The following is a 19,257-nucleotide window of genomic DNA, read 5'->3' as shown; positions in this document are numbered from 1 at the left end:
AATCACAGAGGTGTGACATGAAAAAGATCGGATTCTTCATCCTGATTATACCTGTGCTGGTTGCCTATGGGTCAAGAGGCAACGCGGTGGGTACCGCCCAGGCTCCGCGCATTTTCGAAACAACGCGAACAGCTCAACTAGCTAACCAGGGTGTCAGCGACATAAGCCGCGCTCAAACCCTGATTCTGCTATTGGTGACATTAGCCTTCGCGGTGCTGTTCGTTCTGGCTATGTATCTCATCGCCCGGCGGCTGATCCGGATTGGGCGAGCATACCATGAGTTCGTCTCCAGCAGGTGGATTGATGACCCGGATGCTCACTCGAGGAAAACCGAAGAAACCGATCTCTGACTGCAAATGCCCACTGAACAGCAGTGGCTGTTCACCCAGTTGCTCTCCCAAGGCAATGAGGATGCTGACACTGATGATTTGCTGGATATACCTCATGATTTGTGGAGCTAGACAGTAGGTCAATATGAAAACTAAATTCAAGGAGGTTATATGCCAACAATCTTCGCAATCCTGAATCAGAAAGGCGGAGTGGGTAAAACGACTACCGCGGTCACGCTGGCCTCAGGTCTAGCCAGAATGGGATACCATTTGCTTCTAGTCGATCTGGATACCCAAGGAAACGTTGCTGATAGCCTGGGATTGCCTCACGGTGACGATCTCCGTCGCCTTCTCTCTCCCGATCTACACATTCCGCTTGATCAGGCAATCACCCCAAGTGGGTTGGACCGCCTAGCAATCATCCGTTCCGACAAGAGCACAACCTCCTTGAAGCAAACCCTCGCAGGCGTGACTCTGCGGGAATATATCCTAGCGGATGTATTGCAAGGTTCAGACTATGATGTGATCGCCCTCGACTGCGCCCCCTCCGTGGATCTACTGCACTTTGCAGCAATCGTCGCTGCCGATTATCTGCTAATCCCCACCCGCCTGGACAAACTGGCGGTCAATGGTGTGAGGGATGCCTTACAAACCCTGGCGGCGCTGAAGCGGATCAGCCATTGCCAAGTGGCGGGCATCCTCCCGACTTTCTACGAGCGGGTAACCTTGGAGAGCCATGACCAACTCATCCACCTGGCACAAACCTTTGGAAAGCTTGTGCTGCCGCCTATCCCACAGGATACCCAATGTAGGGTTGCTAGTCGTTTCGGGAAGACCCTGTGGGATTACGAACCGAACGCCAAAGCCCTGACTGGTTATGACCAGGGCAATAGGCGTATCGGTGGATACATTCAAGTTTTAGAACGCATCCAGGAGCTGATATGAAAAACACGAGCAAGCAAGGCTTCACCGGTTTTGACGATCTTCCCGGTATCGACCCAGCCGTCGAGTCCCTGTTGGACCAGGGAGCGCGCCGCAACGTCGAATCTCACCTACCGAAAAACCTGCGCTCTCAGCGAAAGAAAGAACGGGAGCGAGCACAGAAGCGCTTGGCAAAGCGGGTCAACCTGGAACTGCCGGTCGACTTAAAAAAGCGCCTGGAGATCCTGGCCAAGAAAGAAGGTGTGCCGGTCAGCCAGTTGGTTGCCTTCTTGCTTTATGAACCGGTGCTCCGGTTGGAGACACGCATGATCAGCTTGTGGGGCTACAAGGCGTCCTCTGGCTGCAGGAAATTTGAGTGGAATATCGACCTCAACCGACACGCCGAGGAGGTTCTCCGAAATGGTGAAAATGGTCCGCGATAGGGCGTCCTATGGAAAAAGATGGGGCGTCCTATAAGGACGTCCTATTAGGGCGTCCTACCAAATACTGCATTTGCTGAGATAGGACGTCCTTTAAGCCACCAGGAAGGCCCAGGAGCTTCGCAACAAAGCAAATGGCTATATCAGGTCATGCGGAATAAAAATCACCCTGAATAGGGTAAACACGAACAAAGAAGGATGGATATAAAAATGATAGACGACCTGCATCTGGATGAATTTCGGGCTTATCTACTTGCAGAGGATCGCTCGCCGGTGACAATCGTGGGGTATACCGGGGATGTGTGTCTGTTCGCGCAGTGGTTCGAAAAGCAGAACCGAGAGTCACTGACTCCTGAAGGTTTAACAAACGATGCCGTGAGAGGATACAAGCAATATCTACTTGACCAGGCCAATAAGCCCAAGACGATCAACCGGCGGCTCGCAGCTCTAGCAGTATATGCCCACTGGTTAGAGCAGGCTGGATATGTCAAGAATGGTCGTAACCCGGTGCAAGGAGTTAAGGCGGTGAAAGAGGTGGCACTGGCTCCGAAATGGCTGGATAAGAAGCAACGTGCAGCCTTACTTCGTGCAGTGGATAAGGAAGTTGAAGATGCTATGCGCTGTTACCCGCGCCTACGATTAATGTACTTAAGGGATGCAGCTATTGTCAAACTGATTTTATTTGCTGGGCTGCGTGTGGGTGAGATTATCCAATTGCGCGTGAGCGATATTATTCTGGATGAGCGCAAGGGGAGTGTGGTCGTCAGAGAGGGGAAGGGAACGAAACGGCGGGAGATCCCGTTGAATTCAAAAGCACGAAAGGCTTTACTCGATTATTTGCATATGAGGCCAGACACGGAGAAAAATGATCTCTTTCTTAGTCAACGAAATGATGGTGTGCAGAGCAAGACGGTTCAGCGAGCTGTACAGCGCTTTGCGAAGAAAGCTGGGTTGAAGAACATTACTCCCCATACCTTACGGCATAGTTTTGCAAAAGCATTGATCGATGCAGACGTATCTCTGGAAAAGGTCGCGGCACTGTTGGGGCATTGCAACTTGAATACAACCAGGATTTATACAACACCGGGAGAAGAGGATTTAGCAAATGCGATAGGTGAATTGGACGATTGTTAAATCCCCTTGAAACATTATAGCTTTCGTATTAACGCAAACTACCCCGGCCTGTTATTTGCAGGGGTAGCTTGATTTTGCCCTCTATAGTACCTAATCGTCACGCTTGTGCTTGGTTTTGTCTACCAGCACGAAGGTCTGACCAGGTTTCGGAGTAGGCGGTAACGTCTCACCTTTCGATACCGTCACCTCATTGCCGGTTTTACCGCCCTTAGGTCCAATGACGCCATATTGCCCCGATTCCGGAGCTTTCTGGCCTGGCCTGTAAGTTGGCGTTTTGGCTTTGCTCATTTTCATCACCTCCTTTGGTCATATCGACCATCTCGTTAATCGGATATTACATTCCTCGGCAGGTAGTCTTGCACCTAATTTGAGCATCCGTTTGAGGGCCGTAACGGCTTGCGTTGGTGTAAGAGCCTTGAAATGTACCATCTCATCCAATAACCAGAGGACACCGTGCACTGAAAGACCGCTGGCAATGGCTAATTCGCTAATGTGCCAGTCACCGGTCAGGAGTGTTGCATCCAGCATTTTAGCAAGTAAGTAAGCTGACAAATCAATAATTGAGAGGTTTTTATGGACCTGTCTTAATTGGAATAGCTCAATTACTTCTTCACCTGGTAGTTCGTGTGCTCGAAGACCTAATACTTCCAGAGTCTCCCACCTTGGATGAAGAAGCTCGGAAATTGCAAAGTCAGGTATCAAAAACTGATAGGGCAGTTGGAAGACCTCGACCAGAACGCCGCCATTTTCAAGGTCAACCCAGATATTTGTGTCAGTGACCAGAACCGACTGCAACGTCATCCTGTTGCATTGCCTCCATCACCCAGGGCATTTGTAAGGGCTCACCAAGCAACTCTTGTGCTTTGGAGTGTGATATCAAATCTTCGGCTAAGGCGCGAAATATCAATCGCTCCATACGTAAGGGCTTTTCACTGGGTATTGGCTCACCAGGCTCACGCCGGTGCCAGCCATTTGCTCGAAAATGGTGGAAAAGTCGTGCAGCTATACTCTCCGAGATGATTCCTAAGTCTCTTGCCCGGAAAATCCATGCTTGCATGCTAAGTCCATACTTATGTTTGAGCAGAAGTAGCTCATTTATGTCTAGCATAGTGCGTCGGGCACCCAACTCGAAGCGGACTGCCTGTGCTGGGGCAATAAAGGCCCCAACAAACCGATGGCAGACAGCTTCTGGATCAAGCGTTTCATTGACGTTCAAGATCAGGTGGCCTAATTCGTGACACAAATTGAAACGTTGCCGGTCACCGGGTAACTCAGCCTTTGAGACAATTACAGGAGCTCCGTTTGCTAAAAACGTACTGGCATCGAAATGCTCAAATCCAGGGACTATTCCAACTTTGATTCCCTGATCTTCAAGCAGTTGGGTAAGGTTCTCTATTGGATCTAAGCCCAGATTCCAGTTTCCGCGCAGTTCTAAGGCAACATCTTCCACCTGTTCTATCGAGTGTATCGAATATATTGGCAGAGAAATCGCCCGTCCTTCATTTGGGAAAAAGCTTTCGACTTCCAAATATCTTTCCAACCATTCTTGGATCCGCATTTGGACAGCTTCTTGCTCTTTCACACCCAATGCAGCATGTTTGCGATAGGCTTGGAGCTGAACCGATATCGTCTGTGGACGGAAAAAGGTGTCAATTGAGACACTGAGTGCCGACGCCAAGCGTAGCAATACACCTGAACTGGGCGTATCCAGATCCCGTTCATACTTCGAGATTGCCATCGCGCTGATCTCAGCCTTTTCCGACAATCTTCGTAAGCTCAGAGCATTCGCCTTGCGAGCTTGTTTAATGCGCTGACCGATGGTCATCGCGGCCTCCTTTCGCGTCCTTACGGTTTACATTATAGCATATTTATAACAATTTGTAAACCGATTGAGAAGAAAGAAATTTTCTCTTGACGTTATGTATATTTGATATCAGTCTTGATGAGTGTGAAGGAAGCGATATTATTCATTAAGGATAAGGCACTAAAAGACAGGAGATTCTACTAAACAGTGGAACTTTTAAAGTTGTTTGGAGCATTGCTCTGTCTGATTTTAAGTTTAATAATAGGAGATAATTTTAATCATCGGCTGGAGTTTCTGTATATTAAATATAGTGACGAAAAGGCAAAGGTACATCTCCTTTGATTGGCCCCGCTGTTAAGATTTCACCGACTGCATCTGCAAATTTTAGCGTAACTGGAACACCATCCGCATAAACACAGGCATTGTAATTTAACTTTGTAAGAGCAAGGATATCCTGAAGTACTATTTCAATATCAGCTTGGCCTCTACAGATTTTGATATAAAGAGGGTTGGGTACTTCTAGACCAGGATATGTTTGTAAACGTGGGATATAACCTCTTGTCCATAAATATGCTGACCGCTTACTGCGAATGTAAGCTAATCCTCTCAGGATAGGGTGATCCGATTTTCGAAAGAGTTTTATCTCGTTGCTATCTTGTATTTTTACTCCGACTAAGTTTGTATCCTTATCATCGGCCGCATCCTGAAAACCCTGCCATTCTTCCGAGTTAAATTCAACTTTTCCATGAATAAATAATTCGTCTGGGGGCTTATTGAAGTATCTTTTGTAAGTATTTACAGCGATTTCAATTAGTTCATGAGCAGCCTTCCGTTTCAGATGATAATCTCCTTTGTCTGGATTGTACCAAGGCCCAACATCTCCTCTAAAAACAATACCATCACCAGAATCTAAAAACATTTGAGCAGCACAACATGCATTATCAGCGTTTGAAGAATCCATCGTTTTTTTAAATACTAAACCAATATAGCAAACTCCTTCACGTATTCCGCTTATTTTCCAGGGTCTTCCACCGATTTTGTAAAATACAGCGGTGCAAATATTCCACGCTGCAGATGCTTGTAATTTATCCATGCCTCTAGCCGGACGTCCAAATCTATCCAGCAGCTCACCCGGGGCAATTGTGCTTTCTCGAACAATCTGAGTTAGGACGAGTTTGTCTAATAACCTAGCTTTTAGCTGATTGTGGAAATTCACTTCATACTGGTATGGAATTGCGTTGATATTATCGTCTTGAAAAAGTAGAGAGGGCTGTGTCCGTAAACTCCGTGCATATTTTGGGTCCATCTTTGTGTCAGCTTGCATTAGTTTTGTCACATCAATAATAGATTTTGGTCGGCAATACTTATGGACTTCATCAGGCACTATAACAAACCATATATCAACTTTAGTTTCTTCTTCACTTATTGCCCTGATAATTCGTGAAGAATATAATTCAACGGTCTTATAAACCCTTTGGTATTTATCATCTAGATAAATTGCCTTGAATAAATCTTCAGTCGGTATTACCAGCTCTAAGTCAGGACTTAATGACCAGGGAGTATCAAATATTGTTTCGAAACCTAAAAAAGGAGGCCTCGCAATACTCTTCTTGCTATCATGAATGGGTTGATTCAGACGTTCTGCCCAACTTCTAAACCTTCTTATCCCTTCCTGTGTTCCAATGATTCCATAATGAACTCCGTATGGTTTTCCTTTTTCCAAGGGGCCAAAAAGAATCAAGCCATCGCGTGGATCTTCGACACTTTGTCCATGCCCAAATAATAGCTTCGGCTCTTCAATAAAAAGGAGATTATTCGTCATCTAATTCTTCCTCGTCGTCCAATAAAGAATCATCGTTTTCAAGATTGAATTCTTCTCCTTCCACTTCATCAAGATCATCATTTACTTCGTTTTTAGTCTGAGGTAAATCAGTATTAGGATCGTTATAGGTAACAGGGCTTCGAAAATCAGCCGAATGACGTTCAACGACAAGATTAGTGTTTTTTGCAACCGGCAATTGTAACGATGGTTGGTTGTTGCTGAGCCATGATAGACTTGCTAACAATCGATCCCGCCAATCATCGTTCCACCAGTCAGAACACCAACTTCTTCGAGCTCGATGAAGCCTGGATTTACTTTTCCAGATTTGGTACCCATCGTCACTGAAGACAACATGTGCCTTAATCACATAAGCGTGAAAGGGGTACAGTATTGGCTTCCCAGATATCCCGAACAACCAATATCTCTTAACTTTCTCCTCGGTGGATAGCTTTACTGTTTTATAGCCAGATAATGCCCGGCTCGTTATATTACCATCTGTCCCGATAAATGATATCCTCTTTTCACTAAAACCCCTTTGAAAATAATAAGCATTCTTTCCGTTTGCTAACTGGTACATGCCTAATCCTTTTTGATACATGTACCTCTCCCACGTTTGCTGCAATAACTGTATTACAAAACGCCAAGAGAGATCAGGATTTACCAATTTCGGGTCGTATTCTTCATCTAGATAATTCGTGATTGAAATAGGATTAGAAGATTTTATTGATATATATGTTCCGAGTTGGCCTTGAAAATCATCTGCTTCTGCAAATGAAACGAGGTATATATTATGCTGAAAACCAGGAAATGGTAAGTTTTTTCTTATTTCGATTGGACCAGTGCTACTTCGCTGAAGTTCATGAAAATAGATATATTCTGGGAGGGTGATAGGGAACCAGTTAGAAAGATATTCCTCTTCTTTGCTTATTATTCCTCGCTCTGGTTCAAATTGCTGTCGCCACAGGATATTTGCAGTATTTGGTGACAACGATGCATCTTTCGGAAAATCGCGCTCTTCCAATACCTTGAGTAAATCGCTTAATCCTTTAGCCCAACTATCATAAAAAGTAATCGGTTGGAGTCCTTTTAAAAGAATGTTTATTGAGCTAAGCGATGATGTATCTAGAAGCAAAGGTACGATGAAACCATCCAGCTGATCCCTTCTCATAATGTCATAGGCTTTTTGGAGTTCTGCAAGCGATGCCGGATCAGTGTTCGTCCTAGGCGTAACAATATAAAGAAATAAAGCAGTTGTTCGTTCAATAATTGCTTGTGTCTGTTGATTAAGATCATCTCCGCCTTTTTTATTGAGTGGGGTGCACCATACAGAATATCCAGCTGAGATGAGCTTAAATGCTAACCATCGAACAAAATCTTCTTCCTCTAACTGTAAGGAGCTAAGAAAGATTGTGTTTCTGTGGTCATATGGAGTTCTCCCTGCCCTACTGGATATATTTTGTTCCAAAATATCCAGGATTTGTACTGCTTTTTGAATCTGAAATTCAGCAACTTTGGTGAGGATCTCTCTGTAATCCCAAATATCTTGTTCTTTGTTGAAAGTGAATTTACCCTGAATAATTCCGTCAAAACCCTTACCAGAATATGATTTCTTTTCACTCAAGATATAGATAATCAAACGGTCATATTCTTTATAGAGCTCGAACTCAACGAATTTACAAAGCGTATATTTTATTTTTTCGCTATCTGTGGTTGCTGTTACTTGAACCGCAACACGTGCCGTCTTATCACCGAGATCTATGGCAGGGAAATTTCCACCCTCCGAAAAGTTCAGATTCTCTAAAGATTGATAATCAAAAGTTAGGGCGAAAATAGGTATTAACAAATTTTCCGCGATTTTATTCAAATCCTGCCTGCCCATAGCGGTATCTGCTTTAATCATTGTCACAAATAATGATAGCAAGTCTCTAATTCGATTCTGAGTCTCTTGAAGTTTCATATTTAGGGCTTTAACTTATCTCTAGTAAAAACACCGTCTTATCAAACAAGCCTGACGTACATTATCGCTAGTAATTTTCGGGCTTGCATGTGTTGAAATAGTATTCCTGTTATGTTTTCCAATTATATAACTTCCCTAACAATATTCCACTCCTGTCCCTTCGTCATCACAAATAAGCACTTCTCATCGCTCCTTTTCGCCCACACCTCTCCAATGATCCGTTTCTCCCTAGAATCCTCGTTGCTCCAGCGGTCTTCTCCCTTATATTCGACCACCAGGTAGCGTCCGTCATTCAGAAGACAAACGAAGTCCGGATAGAACCGATCCGTGGAGGTTTGCAGCCAGAAGGAGTGATTGGGCCGGCGCTCAAGATTTCTCACCCAGACATTCACATCTGACAAGCTATCCAGGAACACAGCGCAATTGAACTCTTCGCCCCGATCCTCCAGGTCACCGACTTGGGTATAATAGTGCTTCTTGAATGGGTACGCGCCGCGGTAGAGCGTGTTGTAGGGGTAGGCGTCGCGCGGATAGGTGAAGCAAATTTCAGGATGCACTTCCAGTGGGGTCTGACAATCGGGCAGCAGGAATCGGTTGTACGCTTGCTTGCGTGCTTCGAGCCGGTGCGCTTGAATCTTTGCTGCCACAGCGTCACGTAGGCGGTACTTGTCCATGACAAGCCGGTCTAGGGTGAAGCTGCGCTCGTCGATCAGGCACATGACCAGGCGGGTGAGAAAAGCGTTCGATTCACGGAAGGTAACGTCGGTGTGAGGGATGTTGTGGTCGAGCCAGTAGACCACCTCCGCCGGCGTCCAGCCTTGATCGGTAGTAAAGAGCGTCATGGTGTTCTGCAGCTCTTCGATGAATTGCTCTTTCAGCTTGCCCTTGTCGGTCACGTCGTACTCGATCTCGGTTCCGCCCAGACGCTGGCCGGAATATTCGCTTTCGGCCAGCAGGGTTTCACATTGGGAAAGATTCCACGGATAATCCAGGAAGGCAGTTTCTTCGAAAAGCTCCAACTGCTGGCCGCGTCGCAGGACAAGCTGCGGGACATACAGTACTTCGCCGCGTTCAGCCGGAGATACAGTGGGCGGTAGCGGATTCGGGCGGGTAACGCGGTCGATGACTGCCCGGACGCCAGTATCTACAACTGCGATGGGCAGCATGGCGACCAGTAAGGCAGCCTCCTCTGGTTCAAGCCACTCTCGGATCACTAATGCCTGCGTTGTAACGTCGTATTGAACTTTCGCGCCGATTTCTAGGGGCATATCTTCTAACGCTGGCGGAGTAGGAACGGCAATGGTGGCCGGTTCGGGCAAGGCAGAATCCGATCCTTCTCCAAACAGCGGTAAATCGATCTGTTCGGGTGGAGTCTGGATCATCGTTTGAGCTTCGTAGCGTTCGAAGCCGTTCTGCACCAGGCTGTCGCGCAATTGGTTCGCCACCACACCAAAACTCTCTGAAGTAGCAAAGGCGTAAGCCAGGTTGAGGGGTTCGATCTCTTTGTGCGTGGCTTTCGGTAGTCGCAGCACGCGCCCCAGGATTTGCTCCACCGCCGTGCTGGATTTGCTCTCTGCAATTGAGCAAAGCACGTAGGCGAATGGGCAGTCCCAGCCCTCGCGCAGCGCCTGGACAGTGATGACGTAACGTATGGGGCAGTCCGGTTGGCTGAGGTCGGTGTCGCCGATTTCGTCCACGTCACCAGTGGCGCGGGCGATCTGGCTTTCGGGGATCTTGAAATCGTCGAGCAGCGTCTGTCGGACGACTTCTACGGTTAGCGTCTCTTTGCTCTGGCTGCGAGGTTGGGCCTGTAAGAGCACGATCGGGCGCAGGTACTCGCCGGTCTGCCGCTGCTCCAGCCTAGCGGCGGCTTCCAGCCGGTTGCGCTGGGCGATGGCGTCCGAAAGCAGCTCCTTCCACTGAGGGCGTACCTTTAGACGAATGGGCATTTTGATCATCGCCTCCGCTTTCAATTCAGCAGCAGAAGCGGAGTGCAGTACATTGGAAGGATGGTCTTGGGTGGCTGGGGTGGCGGTGAACTCGATGATGCAGGCGGGGTGGAAGCGCGCTAGGGTTTCGAAGGAAAGCGGGGTGCGGGCGTTGTGGGCTTCGTCTACGATGACGATAGGGCGGCGCATGTAGAGCACGTTCGCCAGTGATTTCTTCGGCTCTCCATTTATCATTTCCAGCCCGGCCTGCAAGTCTGTGGGGAGGTCGGTAAAGTGGCTCATCAGCGCGCCGGACGATTCGTACACCTTGCGGCCTTCGGTATTGTCCACCCGGAAAGCCTGAATGGTTCCGACGACGATGGTCGTGCTGGAGTTGAGCACAGCCGGCTGGACGTACAGCGCATCGCTGACGTTCATCACTGTGACAGGCCCCACCCGCGATTCTACTGCCTGGCGGTAGGGATGGTTGGGGTCTGAGAGGGCGCGCAGGGTTTGATCGCGGATGACGTTTGATGGCGCCAGCCAGAGCACCAGGGCGTGATCGGTATGCAGTAGGTCGTGTGAGGTGATACCGATAGCGTGGCTGGCTACCAACGTCTTCCCACCGCCGGTGGGGATACGCAGGCAGACGTAGGGCAGCCCGGGGAGACCTTCGACCGGCTGATAGGGGATACCGTGTCCAAAAGATTCGCGGGTCAGGCGGTAAAAAGCGGTATCGGCGTCACCCAACTGCAGAGAGAGGCGAAAATAGGCCTGTAGATTATCAAGGGCGCGCTGTTGATATTCTTTGAGGGATAGCATAGGTCACCGCACCTTGATCTGGTAAGGAATTTGCTTGAATGTTACGTTCAGCTCTCGCAACCGTTCGAGCCCAATCTTGCAGCCATCGGCGTAAACGACCTTGGGGCCATCGAATGCCGGCAGCTCTGCCAGCGTTTGTGGCGTGAGCACGTTGTCCGAATCGTGCATTACACCGTTGTAGAGCAGGTAGATGGCGGTTCCATTGCACACGCCTAGGAGAGCGTTTTCATCTTCTCCGCCAGGCAAGGGCTGACCGGTTTCAGTAAAGAAAACGTGCCGGGCCAAGTCTGAAAAGACGACTTCCAATCTGATTTGACCATAGGCATCAAAGAGGGTCGGGCCAAGTTCGCAGTAGCGAAAATCTCCACCTAGGCCTTCTTCTTGATGTGAGTTGCCTCTTTGATCCAGCCAAGCATATCCTTGAATAACCTGTTGTAAACGCTTACGTGTTATTGTTGAGGCAATTACAGTATCAATTTCAACAAGAATAAATTTCCTATTCAACCTAATCGATGCCTGTCCGGTTGTGCCACTTCCTGCGAATGAATCCAAAATTAAATCACCAGGGTTTGATGCTATTTGAATTACCCGTTCAATCAGACGTGTGGGTTTAGGGGTATTAAAGACATTTGCTGCATCTGGTAATATGCGAACAATTTGTTGTTTAGCTTCTTGTGTATGCCCTACCTCTTCATACGTCCAAATTGTCTCAGGAACTACACCTTGCCGTACTTCAGATAAAAATCGTTTTATTGAAGGGACGTTATCTCCGTTTTCACCCCACCAGATGCGGTTGTCTGCATCCAATGCCATTAATTTCTGGAATGATACCCTCCAATAGGACCCCCTAGGTGGCCCAGAAATCACCCTTCCTGATGGTGTGGTTATTGGGTAGGTCCCTTCGCTATAATAATTCCGCGCATCTAATCCACCTGGTTTCCACATGCCTCTTGTGTCGTTATCTGGATTTCGATACCTGTTATCTTGTTCCTCGGAGCGAGGTAGCAAGTTTCTCTGCCATTTACTGGAATTCTTTGCATATACCAGGATGAAGTCATGATTCGCGGACAAATGTTTTGCAGTACTCTTGGGTGAGTAATTCTTTTCCCAAATTACAGTTGTGATGAAATTGTTTGCCCCGAAGATTTCATCTAATATTCCTCTGGCATTATGCATTTCATTGTCATCTAAGCTCATCCATAAACTGCCGTCATCGCTCAGCATCTCTCGAAGTAAGAGTAGGCGAGGATACATCATGCACAGCCATTTATCGTGGCGCGATAAATCTTCAGCCTCGCTGCCCACCGCTCTCCCAAGCCAATCGCGCATTTCAGGGCTGTTGACGTTGTCGTTATAAACCCAGCCCTCGTTCCCGGTGTTATACGGAGGGTCGATGTAAATGCACTTCACCTGGCCGGAGTAGTAAGGAAGCAGGGCTTTCAGCGCTAGTAGGTTATCGCCCTGCACCAGCAGGTTCCCGCTGGCCTCGCCGACAGATAGTTCCGGATCGCAGCGCAGTAGGTGGAAGGGGACTTCGTTGTGGTGGTTCAAGACGGCTTTTTTGCCGATCCAGTCGAGTGTGGGCATAGGAATCCTTACGCTAAGCTTTGGTTAAGGAGGAATTATTCATCATCAGATAGGAATTCGTCTAACTCTTTCTTGATGATTGCCTCGTGCTCTAATTCTATATCCTCTATAGTTCGAACTAATTGTTCCGTTTGAAAGCGTATACATAGCGGGACACGAATAGGATTCGAGGCATTGTCGGCGTAAATTACTGCCTCAAGATGAACGTCTTGTGGTATTCTGGAACCAATATAGATAGGTTCTTCCAACCAGTCCTCCGCTTTTGGTTGTATGCTGCCAAAGTTGATTGTGATAATCCAACCTGCACCATTCTTACCAATCCATAGGCGGGATCCAAGTTGATCCATAGCCGGGATGGACACTCTCTCACTCAGCGGAGTTAAGTAATCGAGAAACTTTCGAGGCCGTTTTGGAAGATCACTCTTCGTTATAAATAATAAATCATCTATTGCAATATTTATCTCAACACGTGCATTAAAGGCGGTTACAGAACCCGTATTAAATAATCTTAAGCTAATTGCTTTAAGCAAATATTTACAATCATAGTACTTGTAAAGATCACGGTAATAACTACGGTTGGGGCTGTTTGTAATGCTTGTAATACCTAAAGAATTTTGCCGAGGGGAGAAATTGGGAATAGGGCTATTTACTTCCAATACTGTAGAAGTCACCTCTATTTCTTTTCCATATAATTTTCGTGCAATGGGATTGGCAAATTCGCAATCAATCGCTGGAGTTTGCGCTAGCACATTGTTGACAGATGCAACTCCCATTTGGGCAATTTCATCCGGTTCTGCCTCGTCTGTTGAACTACCCCTACGCAAATAGACTGTATGTGGCTTTATCTTGCCGTATTTCTGTTTTATGTAGAAGGGTCTTTCTTGTATTGGAATATGAATAATGCCTACCTGCTTGCCTTCAAACTCAAAAGCAGTGTAGGAGAAAGAGATAGGCTTCTGTACTTTACTGTTAACAAATTGTTGAATAGAAGCGTCGTCGATATGCGTTGAGATTCCAACAACCTGGCTACGTCCTCCGATAACTTCGCGAACACCAATAAGGATATAGGCATCTGTTCGTCTCCAAGCGTTCACGAAAGCGAGGATATCCTTTAAAATCTCACTCTTTTCTTCTTCTGTTGCACCGTCGAATCGGTATTGATCTTGCTTGAAGTCTAGATAATTGCTTTCGCTTTCATTCAGAAGATTTTCAAAGCTATTAGTATCCACACAGTCTTCCTTCGAGGTGATAGAGAGATATTTTACAGTTAGTTTAGGTTAGGCTACTCATTCATCCAGTTCATTGTGATCTTTCACAGTAATTTTCCTAACTTGACCATTGAACCATCGCTCAATTAACGCACGTATTTCAATCTCGTCATCTTTCCTGACTTCTAGTTAATGGATTTCCGTTGAAAGCGCTAATGACGGCCAACTTTCTTGACAGGGAATTTGTCCTCCTGAGCCAGGTTCTATAATAAATGAGTGTGGTAGCTTTAATAAATCTGATGTCTCTTCTATGGTTGATATATCCGCGTTTACATGATCCATTTTTACCAATGATACTTGGAGAAATTATGACCAACTTGGTGGATTTAATCTAATAGTTATATATTATTACATTTTATCGTATTAGCGTCAAATAATTTTTCTCCATAATCATGATCTTCATCTTCGAAAATTGTATGGGATCAAGTGTATCAGGAAGATTATTAAACGTTAGGTTATGCATTCTACCAAAGCGCTTTAATCCTGGTCATCAGGTTGTTAGTCATCATTTTCTTGAGTAAATTGCCTTAAAACAGCTTGGCAACAACGCAGAGTCCGCAAACCCTGACCAACAATATCTATTGTGCGTCATCCTGCTACCTTCCAAAAACAGGACTAAACAAGTAAAATAAATAGGCATATAGGAAGAAATATCAATTATTGGTACCTGAAATCGTGATTTAGATGGCTTTTGTCGGCGATAGAAATTACTATTATTGGTAGTTCGATGCCTGCCTTCTTTCCCTCCATATTCTTATTACCCAGAAATATAACCGAGGCGTAAATGACCATTCGGGTAATTGCCATTGACGATCATCACCTGATCCTAAAAGCCCTTACAGATTTGCTCAAAGGATATCCAGATATTGAGCTGGTAGCCACATCCAACCAGGGATCGCAGTTGCTGAAATTGGTCCGGGACAATAAGCCCGATGTCGCGATCGTTGATTTAGGAATGACAGCTGATACCTTTGACCCAATATCCACTGTAAAAACCCTTCACGAGCAGCATCCAAACGTAAAAGTCTTGATCTTGACAGGCTACGATGACGGGCTTTGGGTGCGTGAATTGGTCAAGGCCGGAGCCAGCGGGTACATGCTCAAGTCTGATGATTTCTCATTAAGCATTCCACAGGCGATCAGGGCACTTTACATGGGTGGTAAATTTTTCTCCCCCGCAGTGGCCGATAAAATCGTGGATAATGATTTGGATAAGCTGACACCTAGAGAATTATCGGTGCTCAATCTGCTCTCCCAGGGCTTGTCAACTGACACGATTGCGAAGAATCTAGGTGTTTCAGAAAAAAGAGTAAGGAATGTTCTCGTCATTATTTGTGATAAGTTGGCTGTGGATAGGGTCGAGGGCGTTTCACCACGGGTCGCTGCCATTAATAAAGGGCGCGAATTAGGATTGATACCCAAGGAGTAGGCGAGCCGATTCAAATGGTTGGACAGCGGGACAAATGTCCCGTATTGGACGGGACATTTGTCTCTTAAGAACCTAATTGAAAATATATACAATAAAAATACCATCGGTAGAGGTCTTTCGAGTACAAAAAATATGTCAAGAACTGGAGGCAATATGGATAAGAAAAAGCTAGCAGATTTGGCCAGGTCGTGCAGTCTCTCTTGTAAGAAGTTAGTGCAAGACAAACAAATCGTACGGACTCTAGCAACTCCCTCTGTGATAGTTGTTTCCCTAGCGGTAATGAACCTGGTCTCGTCCACTCCAAATAAGGGTTGGTGGTCTGTTATTTAATCGATTGGATTAGGAAGATCGATGATCCCGGTTCCAAATTGATGAATTCACTCAATCTGTTGAAAAGTAATAGACCGGATCGTTTGAGTTCATTTTGTTCTTAAGCACATCATCGAGGGTGCATAAGGCAAGAGGCAGGATAGCCTTTTGTCTTTTAATGCGGGAAACTTAGTATGAATAACAAAGCAAATGACCCGTTCTTCAATGAGTATATGTCGCCGGTCATTGAAAAACTGAAATCTATTGAGTTATCGTCTACTTTTTCCGATTGCACTCGTTATCTGGTTTCCCACGTCCAGAGCATGCCGGCCTGGCAGATTGCAATACCAGTCATTGCCTGTATAGCTGCCGGCGGTTCAATCGACGATGGGGCTATCCTGGCCTCTGCTTGGACCTCTCTTAATCTTGCATCTGAAATTCTGGATAATGTCGAAGATAAAGAATTGACAGGAGATCAATTCTTGACTTCTCCCGAAGTGGCGTCAAACATCGCTACCGGCCTTATTTTTACTTCTTTTCAGATCCTAACCTCAATTCAAGATGCAACCAAGGCCAATCAAATTACCAGGATTTTATCCAACTGCGGCCTTGATGCTGCCTATGGACAGCACCGGGACTTGATTCAAGAACAGTTAGCAGTCGAATTGGTTCTGAATACTTATTGGGAAAACATCATTCTGAAAGCAGGCAGCGTATTCCGAGCTGCTACGCAGGGTGGTGCTGCAGTGGCAGGCGCTAACGAAACGATTTCAGAGGCATTGGGGGATTATGGCACTGCCCTTGGAGTGATACTACAGCTCTTTGATGACTGTCGGGATGCATTCAGCAATTCCGAAGAGGCGATTAACTGGGAAATTTCATTGCCTCTCCTTTTATATTTAATGACGGTCAGTGAAGAAAACATTATATTCCCTAAAATAAATTCCAGAGCTGAATGGAGTGATTTATTACAAAAGACTGGGGTGATCCATGCGATAGCAGAGCTCTTATTGCAATGGAAATCGCGAGCATTGGAAAGCTTGAGCTCTCTTCCCCCATCCCGGGAAAAACTTATCCTGGAAAGAATTCCGTCTCTAATCCTTAAACGAATCCCCTCACTTGCCAATGAGGTGGTTGATGAATATAACAACCGATCAGAGTTTACCTAAAATTATTAATTTCGTCAAAAGTACGGGCTTTCAAGTTGGCTTCACTTTCGTGACGTTTCTGCTGATCCTTTTCTATAACGTTACCTATTATGTCTTTGTCCCGGTTACCGGGGTCTGGTTGGATTACGATAGTCAAGCCCAGAATTCAGCCATTATCGGCAGGCTCAACTCAGGGGGGCCGGGTGAAATAGCAGGTCTTCGTGTGGGGGATATCGTAAAAACGATTGATGGACGCGAAATAAAGAATCTAAACGTCCCAGTTCATCAACCGAAAAAGTCTGGGGATATTGAAGTGTACGTTGTCCAGCGCGGTCAGCAGACACTTACGATCCCCGTTCAAGTAGGAAGTTATGCAGACCATCTCGACTACCTGGCGAATATAATTCCTATTGAATTACTCTCCCTGGCATTTTACAGCTTGGGATTGGTCATTCTGTTCTTTTCTCGCCCTGCGGATATTCGCGCTCGTTTAGTGGCAATCGTCTGGGTATTGGCAGGCGTGGTGATCACGACCACGGGACCCGGTTATGTTAGCTGCACGTGGTTAGCACCGGAATGGACGATGCTTGCTTTCTCTGCTTCGATTTTCATTACCACCGCTGCCCATCTATACTTTCCTGTCCCCACGTTTTCGAGTCGGGCCCGTAATATCATACTTCGGATTTTATTTGGTTTATCTCTGGTACTGGCGATTTCTTATATCGCCCAGCAAATATTTAATGCGGTTCATCAAGTGTATCCGCGAACAACCATAACGGCTAACGCGATAAACTACGTGTTTTACCTTTCCTGCCTTCTGAGTATAGGCTTATTGTTGAAAAACCGCTTTTTCATCATGGACAAAGATATTAAAAGGCAGACAGGTATTATTTTCCTGGGAACCTTGACAGGTTTCATCCCCTTTTTCTTGTTTAGCGAACTCCCCAACTTGATATTCGGTCCAAATAGCCGGTTCATCCTCATCCCGAGCTATATCAGTATCCTCTTCATGATTTTGATTCCGATTTCGTATGGGTACGTCATTTATCAACACAAGCTATTAAAAATCGATTTCATCATTAATCGGGCCATTGTCTTTTTTTTGATGACGCTGGGCATCCTGTTTACATCACTGATCATTCTGAGTGTGATTTCTATCCCGTTCAATTTGCCTTCCCAGGTGGCTATTGCAGGTAGTATCCTATGCGTCCTGGTAACCCTTCCTTCAGCTGCATTTCAGAAAAGGATACAAATGCAGGTGGACCGTATACTGTATGGGAGCTACTATGACTTTACCTCTGTCACCTCTACGTTATCGAATCGATTGGCGCAAGCGATTGATCGTCCCACCTTCATAAAATTGCTGACACATGACCTTCCAGCCGAAATGAAGGTAGAAAAAAGCGCCCTTTTGTTATTAGAAGGTGATAACCTGGTGCTTCAAGAAAGTGGCGATAATACCTTTTCCATCGCACAAGGCGATGAAATAAGTAAAATGTTGTCCGCAGATCAAAGGCCGATCCGTGCTCAGAATATATGGAATTTAGTCAACCCTGACACGGCTGAACTCTGGAAGCAATTTCAATGGGCTCAATTGTTTGTACCTATCTTTTACCACGCAACTTTATACGGCGTCTTGATCTTAGGAGACCGCACAGTCGGGGACATTTATTCGAATCAGGATCTTCAGATTGTTGGCACGGTGGGGCAGCAAGCTGCATTATCCATCGCCAATATTATTCTCGTCGAAGCGCTCAGAGGTTTGACACGAAAACTAGTCCGTTCGGATGAAGAACAGCGAAAAAAGGTTGCCCGCGATTTGCACGATTCGGTGTTGCAGAATCTTTTCTTCGTAAAGCAACGCCTGACTCAATCTGATACCGAGGCATCTGCTCTTGTTGATCGATCGATTACAATGCTAAGGCAAACCATTAAAGCACAACGACCCAGCTTGCTGGATCAGGGGCTTATATTGGCGCTGAAGGACATGGTCAACGATATGGAGCAACTGGCCGGTGATAATCTCCTGATCCTTTGGCGTAACGGCCTGAAAGAAGAATTCAAGTTACCGGATGAACAGGCTACCGCGATCTACAGGATTGTACAAGAATCACTCTTCAACGTTCTTAAGCATTCCCGGGCAGACCAGGTGACCGTCACTGCAAGACAAGACGACGGTTTCTTAGAACTCACGATCGAGGACGATGGCATTGGGATTTCGAATGACGGCCAGGGGCAGGTCGGTTCGCATTATGGATTTTTGGATATGAAGGAACGAGCCACCATGATTGGAGCGGATTTGAACATTGCCACTGAGCTAGGAAAAGGAACGACAGTTTCGGTAAAATTGAAGATCTAA

15 protein-coding genes are annotated in these 19,257 nt (G+C 46.1%); 7 read left to right on the top strand and 8 right to left on the bottom strand.

Annotated features, from left to right (window positions below):
- Nucleotides 1-17: 17 nt before the first annotated feature.
- The 4 genes from C3F13_16540 (at nucleotide 18) to C3F13_16525 (ending at nucleotide 2,824) form a co-directional block, all read left to right on the top strand.
- A complete protein-coding gene (locus tag C3F13_16540) occupies nucleotides 18-350 on the top strand; it encodes a hypothetical protein (protein ID PWB50560.1) in 333 nt (110 codons plus the stop codon).
- A gap of 150 nt (nucleotides 351-500) precedes the next feature.
- The gene (locus C3F13_16535; protein PWB50559.1) at nucleotides 501-1,274 is read left to right on the top strand and encodes a hypothetical protein; all 774 of its coding nucleotides are present in this window, start codon (nucleotides 501-503) and stop codon (nucleotides 1,272-1,274) included.
- Nucleotides 1,271-1,693 (top strand): hypothetical protein, encoded by a 423-nt coding sequence (locus C3F13_16530; protein ID PWB50558.1) that lies wholly within the window; start codon nucleotides 1,271-1,273, stop codon nucleotides 1,691-1,693. Before C3F13_16535 ends, C3F13_16530 begins: the two co-directional genes overlap by 4 nt.
- A gap of 195 nt (nucleotides 1,694-1,888) precedes the next feature.
- A complete protein-coding gene (locus C3F13_16525; GenBank protein PWB50557.1) occupies nucleotides 1,889-2,824 on the top strand; it encodes an integrase in 936 nt (311 codons plus the stop codon).
- Nucleotides 2,825-2,914: 90 nt separating this feature from the next.
- Here the strand turns inward: C3F13_16525 and C3F13_16520 are convergent, their stop codons facing one another.
- The 8 genes from C3F13_16520 to C3F13_16485 all read right to left on the bottom strand — a co-directional run bounded on the left by C3F13_16520 (nucleotide 2,915) and on the right by C3F13_16485 (nucleotide 13,994).
- Nucleotides 2,915-3,112, bottom strand: a complete 198-nt coding sequence (locus C3F13_16520; GenBank protein ID PWB50556.1) for a hypothetical protein — start codon at nucleotides 3,110-3,112, stop codon at nucleotides 2,915-2,917.
- Nucleotides 3,113-3,130: 18 nt separating this feature from the next.
- The gene (locus C3F13_16515) at nucleotides 3,131-3,625 is read right to left on the bottom strand and encodes a nucleotide-binding protein (protein ID PWB50555.1); all 495 of its coding nucleotides are present in this window, start codon (nucleotides 3,623-3,625) and stop codon (nucleotides 3,131-3,133) included.
- Entirely contained in the window at nucleotides 3,597-4,649 is a 1,053-nt protein-coding gene (locus C3F13_16510; GenBank protein PWB50554.1) for a hypothetical protein, read from the bottom strand. Before C3F13_16510 ends, C3F13_16515 begins: the two co-directional genes overlap by 29 nt.
- Nucleotides 4,650-4,929: 280 nt before the next feature.
- On the bottom strand, nucleotides 4,930-6,450 hold the full coding sequence (locus tag C3F13_16505; GenBank protein ID PWB50553.1) for a hypothetical protein: 1,521 nt from the start codon (nucleotides 6,448-6,450) through the stop codon (nucleotides 4,930-4,932).
- The gene (locus C3F13_16500) at nucleotides 6,440-8,407 is read right to left on the bottom strand and encodes a hypothetical protein (protein ID PWB50552.1); all 1,968 of its coding nucleotides are present in this window, start codon (nucleotides 8,405-8,407) and stop codon (nucleotides 6,440-6,442) included. Before C3F13_16500 ends, C3F13_16505 begins: the two co-directional genes overlap by 11 nt.
- Nucleotides 8,408-8,529: 122 nt before the next feature.
- Nucleotides 8,530-11,157, bottom strand: coding sequence for a restriction endonuclease subunit R (locus tag C3F13_16495; GenBank protein ID PWB50551.1), 2,628 nt, complete (start codon nucleotides 11,155-11,157; stop codon nucleotides 8,530-8,532).
- A gap of 3 nt (nucleotides 11,158-11,160) precedes the next feature.
- On the bottom strand, nucleotides 11,161-12,744 hold the full coding sequence (locus C3F13_16490; protein ID PWB50550.1) for a site-specific DNA-methyltransferase: 1,584 nt from the start codon (nucleotides 12,742-12,744) through the stop codon (nucleotides 11,161-11,163).
- Nucleotides 12,745-12,779: 35 nt separating this feature from the next.
- The gene (locus tag C3F13_16485; GenBank protein ID PWB50549.1) at nucleotides 12,780-13,994 is read right to left on the bottom strand and encodes a hypothetical protein; all 1,215 of its coding nucleotides are present in this window, start codon (nucleotides 13,992-13,994) and stop codon (nucleotides 12,780-12,782) included.
- Nucleotides 13,995-14,796: 802 nt separating this feature from the next.
- Here C3F13_16485 and C3F13_16480 point away from each other — a divergent pair.
- From C3F13_16480 to C3F13_16470, 3 genes are all read left to right on the top strand, one after another.
- Entirely contained in the window at nucleotides 14,797-15,441 is a 645-nt protein-coding gene (locus C3F13_16480; GenBank protein PWB50548.1) for a hypothetical protein, read from the top strand.
- A 503-nt stretch (nucleotides 15,442-15,944) separates the two neighbouring features.
- On the top strand, nucleotides 15,945-16,919 hold the full coding sequence (locus C3F13_16475; protein PWB50547.1) for a hypothetical protein: 975 nt from the start codon (nucleotides 15,945-15,947) through the stop codon (nucleotides 16,917-16,919).
- Nucleotides 16,876-19,257 carry a hypothetical protein gene (locus C3F13_16470; protein PWB50546.1) on the top strand — a complete coding sequence of 794 codons (2,382 nt, stop codon included), beginning with the start codon at nucleotides 16,876-16,878 and terminating at the stop codon, nucleotides 19,255-19,257. Before C3F13_16475 ends, C3F13_16470 begins: the two co-directional genes overlap by 44 nt.

This window comes from Anaerolineales bacterium (assembly GCA_003105035.1).
In the GTDB taxonomy this organism is placed as follows: Bacteria; Chloroflexota; Anaerolineae; order Anaerolineales; family UBA4823; genus FEB-25.
The sequence above is the reverse complement of the archived record's forward strand: the minus strand, read 5'-3'. Positions and strand labels throughout refer to the sequence as shown.

Excerpts from the sequence above, each read along its gene's own strand:
- C3F13_16515 (PWB50555.1), bottom strand. The coding sequence starts at position 3,625 with ATGACGTTGCAGTCGGTTCTGGTCACTGACACAAATATCTGGGTTGAC.
- C3F13_16525 (PWB50557.1), top strand. The coding sequence starts at position 1,889 with ATGGATATAAAAATGATAGACGACCTGCATCTGGATGAATTTCGGGCT.
- C3F13_16540 (PWB50560.1), top strand. The coding sequence starts at position 18 with ATGAAAAAGATCGGATTCTTCATCCTGATTATACCTGTGCTGGTTGCC.
- C3F13_16535 (PWB50559.1), top strand. The coding sequence starts at position 501 with ATGCCAACAATCTTCGCAATCCTGAATCAGAAAGGCGGAGTGGGTAAA.
- C3F13_16505 (PWB50553.1), bottom strand. The coding sequence starts at position 6,450 with ATGACGAATAATCTCCTTTTTATTGAAGAGCCGAAGCTATTATTTGGG.
- C3F13_16530 (PWB50558.1), top strand. The coding sequence starts at position 1,271 with ATGAAAAACACGAGCAAGCAAGGCTTCACCGGTTTTGACGATCTTCCC.
- C3F13_16490 (PWB50550.1), bottom strand. The coding sequence starts at position 12,744 with ATGCCCACACTCGACTGGATCGGCAAAAAAGCCGTCTTGAACCACCAC.
- C3F13_16495 (PWB50551.1), bottom strand. The coding sequence starts at position 11,157 with ATGCTATCCCTCAAAGAATATCAACAGCGCGCCCTTGATAATCTACAG.
- C3F13_16520 (PWB50556.1), bottom strand. The coding sequence starts at position 3,112 with ATGAGCAAAGCCAAAACGCCAACTTACAGGCCAGGCCAGAAAGCTCCG.
- C3F13_16470 (PWB50546.1), top strand. The coding sequence starts at position 16,876 with ATGAGGTGGTTGATGAATATAACAACCGATCAGAGTTTACCTAAAATT.
- C3F13_16480 (PWB50548.1), top strand. The coding sequence starts at position 14,797 with ATGACCATTCGGGTAATTGCCATTGACGATCATCACCTGATCCTAAAA.
- C3F13_16510 (PWB50554.1), bottom strand. The coding sequence starts at position 4,649 with ATGACCATCGGTCAGCGCATTAAACAAGCTCGCAAGGCGAATGCTCTG.
- C3F13_16500 (PWB50552.1), bottom strand. The coding sequence starts at position 8,407 with ATGAAACTTCAAGAGACTCAGAATCGAATTAGAGACTTGCTATCATTA.
- C3F13_16475 (PWB50547.1), top strand. The coding sequence starts at position 15,945 with ATGAATAACAAAGCAAATGACCCGTTCTTCAATGAGTATATGTCGCCG.